The organism is Bacteroidota bacterium (assembly GCA_018831055.1).
Lineage (GTDB): Bacteria > Bacteroidota > Bacteroidia > Bacteroidales > B18-G4 > M55B132.
Map to the genome: position 1 here is coordinate 1 of JAHJRE010000041.1, position 5,019 is coordinate 5,019.

At 44.4% G+C, this 5,019-nt stretch carries 6 protein-coding genes; 3 read left to right on the forward strand and 3 right to left on the reverse strand.

The annotated features are described in order from the left end of the window. The 3 genes from KKA81_02800 to KKA81_02810 all read right to left on the reverse strand — a co-directional run. Nucleotides 1-298, reverse strand: a 298-nt coding sequence (locus KKA81_02800) for a hypothetical protein (GenBank protein ID MBU2649840.1), incomplete at its 3' end; no start/stop codon positions are given. A gap of 68 nt (nucleotides 299-366) precedes the next feature. Continuing rightward, nucleotides 367-777, reverse strand: coding sequence for a hypothetical protein (locus KKA81_02805; GenBank protein MBU2649841.1), 411 nt, complete (start codon nucleotides 775-777; stop codon nucleotides 367-369). Further along, complete coding sequence (locus KKA81_02810) at nucleotides 774-1,127, reverse strand: hypothetical protein (protein ID MBU2649842.1); 354 nt, start codon at nucleotides 1,125-1,127, stop codon at nucleotides 774-776. Before KKA81_02810 ends, KKA81_02805 begins: the two co-directional genes overlap by 4 nt. Before the next feature lie 217 nt (nucleotides 1,128-1,344). Between KKA81_02810 and KKA81_02815 the strand changes: the two genes are divergently transcribed. The 3 genes from KKA81_02815 to KKA81_02825 form a co-directional block, all read left to right on the forward strand. Continuing rightward, complete coding sequence (locus tag KKA81_02815) at nucleotides 1,345-1,719, forward strand: RidA family protein (GenBank protein ID MBU2649843.1); 375 nt, start codon at nucleotides 1,345-1,347, stop codon at nucleotides 1,717-1,719. Between the two features lie 63 nt (nucleotides 1,720-1,782). Further along, on the forward strand, nucleotides 1,783-4,338 hold the full coding sequence (locus tag KKA81_02820; GenBank protein MBU2649844.1) for a T9SS type A sorting domain-containing protein: 2,556 nt from the start codon (nucleotides 1,783-1,785) through the stop codon (nucleotides 4,336-4,338). Between the two features lie 51 nt (nucleotides 4,339-4,389). Then, nucleotides 4,390-5,019: hypothetical protein (locus KKA81_02825; GenBank protein ID MBU2649845.1), on the forward strand; the 630-nt coding region annotated here is incomplete at its 3' end.

Consider the following 5,019-nt stretch of genomic DNA (forward strand, 5'->3'; position numbering starts at 1 on the left):
CTTCGGCTAACGAATCCTGTTTTTTTAATCTGAGAATAAATGGATTGATAATGCCTTCACACCTGGGGCAACCCATAGGTGGCAAAAGAATAGCATAAATGGTATCGTTGCGGAATTGCGTTCCGCTGTGCAGAAAAAAATCCTTGATATTTTGTTCCGTCCCCTGATATTGAAGCATATGATGGAGGTCAGAGGTCACATCTTCAGGGCTATCGCCGTCCGATATCGGATTATTCTGCGCAACCAGGCACAGAGCACTCAGGCAGAGCGCAAACAGTATAATAATGTTTTTCAGCATAATAATGAGGTTTAATGGATAATAAATATACAAAAAAGTGGGTGGCCTAAAAAAGGCCACCCTCTCGCTTAATTCACCACCTCAACCTCCATATCCTGTTGTTCTACTATGAGAGAGTTCCCATTCACATCGGCACAGGAATTTGGATTGATCCAGGTGATTCTGACAGTATAATTACCAACGACAGCGCCTGTATCATCATAAACTTCAGCATTTCCTGATATCGGCAGGTCAGAATTAACATTTGGGTCCCAGGATCCGCCATCGGTTATCCAGCTCCAGATGGTGGACCAGGTGATCGTGATCGTGCAGCATTTCCTGAAAGAAAACTGCGGGCAAAGCTTGCAGGATCCGTTCTGAAAAACCGCTCCGCCTTTTCCCAGTTTTGTCACCGTTACATCCGTTTGCGCTGCTGCCTGCTGCGCGGAAAATAACCATCCGCATAACGCGATGATTACTACAATCAAGAGATTTTTCATGGCAGTTCGTTTTTAAAGTTTCCGCCTTTGACGACTATACCCTGGCAGACATACCCTTCCGGTGTCTTGTGCAGGTTGGGCATTTCAATGATTTCGACCTGGTACGACTGGCCTTTGTAAACCAATGTTCCATACAAACCACTTACACCACCATCAAGGCCGGAATCAGGTATTAAAATGTCCGTGCATTTGTCTTTGGAAATTTCAGGGCAAATTTTTGTTGTTCCTGTCGGAGGATCGTAAACAACCCCTCCCTTACCATAAACGGTTATCTGAATGTCAGCAAATGCTGACGTTACGCCGATGAGCAATACAACGGCTAAAACAGAAATTTTTAGTAAAGTTTTCATCTTTCTTCAGTTTTAGTTAAACAATTAGTTTGATTTGAAATGATAATGGACTGCCAGCCCCGGGTATCCCGGATGAATGTTTTATCCTCCTTTCGTGTTTTCGGGAAAACTGTTCGACAGGTGCCGGCAGAATAAGATGCTTTCACTATCTTTATCGGCATCGTTTCAATCATTAGTTCCCATTTTTGTGATTTGTCCCCCTGAAAAATCAAAAAAAATGAAAATAATTTCAACTCCTGCCATACCCCTGCCGAAAGGCCATTATTCACAGGTAATTGAGCACAACGGCCTTTTGTATGTTTCAGGTCAACTCCCGGTGGACCCGTTGACCGGAAAGGTTCCTGAGGGCATTAATAAACAAACATCGTTAGTCCTGGAGAAAATTGATGACCTGTTAAATGAGTCAGGAAGTTCCAGAGAACAGGTCATTCAGATGAGGATATATATTTCGGATATCACCTTTTGGGATGATGTTAACCGGATTTATGCCGGTTTTTTTGCCGATCACCGGCCTGCACGTTGCATAGTACCGGTGAAAGAGCTGCATTATGGCTGCCTCATAGAAGTTGAAGCAACTGCTGCTGTATTATAAAGGATAGCCGGCCATTTGATTGACTGAATAAATTTTTTAATTTGGCTTATAAAACATTTACCCATGAAACTTTTATTTACTTTTTTCTTCACCCTAACCTTTATTTATTCTTTCTCCCAGGATGCCCTGGTTAATATGGTAAGTCAGGATGGGGGTCCAACCATTCAAACCATCGAATTGGATCGTTACGACCGCCTGGATGAAGTTTTGAGATCCAGATGGCTGCAAAAAGATATGGATCCCGGAGTAATCCCTGAGGGCGATTACATGGGACAGGCGGTCTTTTCACCCGGAGGAGAAAAAATATATCTAAGCAACCGGGGAACAGACTATCTAAGCATATTCGACTGGTCATCAATGTCGGCCGATACCAATATTAAACTTGGAGACTATCCCTCCTGCATTGATGCCAACGCAAATTTCATAGTGGTGGGATGCCAGTTTTCTGACCGTATTTATATCCTGGATGCTGCCACTTATGCAATCCTGGATTCACTGCCGGTATTTGAACAACCCTGCAGGATACATATTTCCCCCGTTGCAGATATTGCTTATGTTGCCTGCGATATTGAAGATGTATGCCTGGAGATTGATTTACAATCTCTTTCAGTTACCGATACCATTGAAGATTTCCCCATTTATCTGCAAACGTTCAGTTGGTCCACCCAGTCGGGAAGAAACTGGATCAAATACAGCGATTTTGCCGTTACCCCGGATGGGACAGGATTGATCATCCACAATGGACAGGATCAATTACAGTATTTCGATGTAGCTTCAGGAACAGTCACAAATACAGTCCCCATTGCAAATCCCAGAGCATTTAATTTCTCCGGTGACCAAGCAAGTATCGTATGCGCAGCAAATCCCGATAATGTAGCAAAGCTTTACCAGGTGTCATTTCCCGGCTTCCTGTTGGAGGACTCTGTGGAGGTGGCCGGCTATTCCCTGTCGACCAATGAAGTGGTTGTAAACCAAGATGGAAGCAAAGCGTATATCGGAACAGGTAACAATACCAGCACCCTGGTAAAATTCAATACCCACGATTTCAAGACCTTCACAGGAACATATACCGCCTTTTGGCTGGGGATCTCTCCGGATCACCGCTATGTGGTCAGCGGACAGAATCATTTCTCGATCGTGGATATGGAAACGGAGAACGTGACCGACATGTACACAGGGCTGAACCAATCCTGGGGTTTGGTTTCTCCGGTAGGCAATTATGTTTTCAGTTATGATCCTCTCCTTTATGAAGGGGCATATTATTTCGATTTCAGCGATCCTTCTAATATACAGTATCTCGGCAGTTCCCTTTCCGGTGAACTGCCAGAGGGGGATGCCCCTTACCGGGTAGCCATGCTGAACAGTAATTACAAGGCCGTTACAGTGAATAATCTTTCATATAACTGCTCCCTGATCGATTATGAAAACAATGAAGTCATCGGAACAGTTGATCTTGGTGAAGCCTGCTATGATGTAATTATCACACAGGATGACAATTATGCTGTTTGCGGAGGGTATAATAACCATACAGTTAAGATCATCGATATCCCTTCGATGGAGTTGATAGCTGAAGTTAATACCGGCCAGCGGCCCATGGAGCTGACCTATGCACGAATGTTGAATCGTGTATATGCAGCAAACATTCAATCGAATTCTATTTCTGTGATCCAACTTGACGGGGCTTCCTCATCCTTGCTTGCCAATGTTCCCTGTGGAGTAATCGGTGTATATATCCCGTTTTTCGGAATCCGCAGTGGGGTGGAGATCTCACCAACTGAAGACTATTTGCTTGTTGCCGCCAGTTTCGATGATAAGCTGAAGATCATGGACACCGAAACCAACCAGATCGTGGCTGATCTGAGCGTTGGCGATTTTCCGCTGGCCATTGCCTTCAACCACGATGGGACAAGAGCTTGCGTAAGCAACCTGTTTGATCATACTTACAGCATCATCCGGGTTGATGGGGCCGCTTCGGAAGTAATCATAACTAATCCCGCCGTTGGTGAATATCCGGTCGATGTGAGCTATAATGAGGAGGAGGACCTGTTCTATATTTGCAATTACTACACCAAGGGCGTGATTACCGTTGATCCTGAAAACGGCGACCTGGTTGATAACATTAACTTGAATGCATACGGAGGCGCATTCCAGGTGGAGTTTGCAAACGGTACCCCTGTATACCTGACGGTTGGAACAGATGTGGTTTCTCCCGGTGTTTTGTACAACGATACTTTGTTTGAATTGCCGGCAAGTCCGGCCAGGATGGACCTGGTGACCATGGGATCATTAAACGGGTGTGCCGGGGTGGCTATGCCCGGTCCCGATTTTCTGACTGTTGTTAACCTGGATGTTGGAGTAGGAATCAATATCCCATTAAGCGGCGAAAAGGAAATGATCCGTGTATATCCGAATCCCGCAGATGGAATGCTTTTTGTTGAAGCGGAAGAAAATATTTCGGAGATTCGATTATCGGATGCTCAGGGAAGGACGGTCATTGATACAATTATAAATGACCGTCAGCACAGATTGGATGTCAGCCGGCTGGAGCCGGGTGTGTATGTTGTAAGCGTCAGCCTTGCAAGCGGGGAGATCTCGAAGAGCCGGGTAATTGTGAGGTAAATGGCAGTTTTGGTGATCTTCAGAGTTAATTGCTCAGAATCATTCGGTACGATGAGTAATATAAGAAATCTTTGCGTTTTGTTGTTTTCTGTGGTTACTGTTCTGTGTGGTTGCACCGGAACACAAACTGTGGAATCGGTTATCAGGGGCGACAGGATACCTCAGGATATTCAAACGGAACTGGAAGCTCTTGATAGTAAGATCGTTGATGCATTGAAGGAAAATGATTCCAAAAAGGTTATAACATTGTTTTCTTCAGGATTCCTGGAGAGAACGAATATTGAAACCATTGATTCGAATTTCAGGGAAGCAGGTTTTTTTATCAGGAACACCAACTTTCGTTACCTGGATCGTTTTTACATCCTGAATCCTTACAGAGAAAATTACGACACCATTATTTCAGGAAGGGGCGATAACAGATATATCCTGCATAACCATTATGGGAATGAAGAAATGTTCATATCACTCATCCTGGTAAAATTTCTCCAGGATGACATCCTGTTGACCCTGAACTACGGAAAATATGAAAAAGGATGGAAGCTGGATAACCTGCACTTCGGTATCATCAACATTATTGGCAGGAATGCGGTAGATTACTTCTATGAAGCCCGGTCCCATGCTGACAGCGGCTTTATGATTGACGCATCCAATGCCATGTATCTTGCCATGCAGTGCCTCACA

Coding starts and splice junctions, on each gene's coding strand:
- KKA81_02805 (MBU2649841.1), bottom strand. CDS start 777: ATGAAAAATCTCTTGATTGTAGTAATCATCGCGTTATGCGGATGGTTA.
- KKA81_02815 (MBU2649843.1), top strand. CDS start 1,345: ATGAAAATAATTTCAACTCCTGCCATACCCCTGCCGAAAGGCCATTAT.
- KKA81_02810 (MBU2649842.1), bottom strand. CDS start 1,127: ATGAAAACTTTACTAAAAATTTCTGTTTTAGCCGTTGTATTGCTCATC.
- KKA81_02820 (MBU2649844.1), top strand. CDS start 1,783: ATGAAACTTTTATTTACTTTTTTCTTCACCCTAACCTTTATTTATTCT.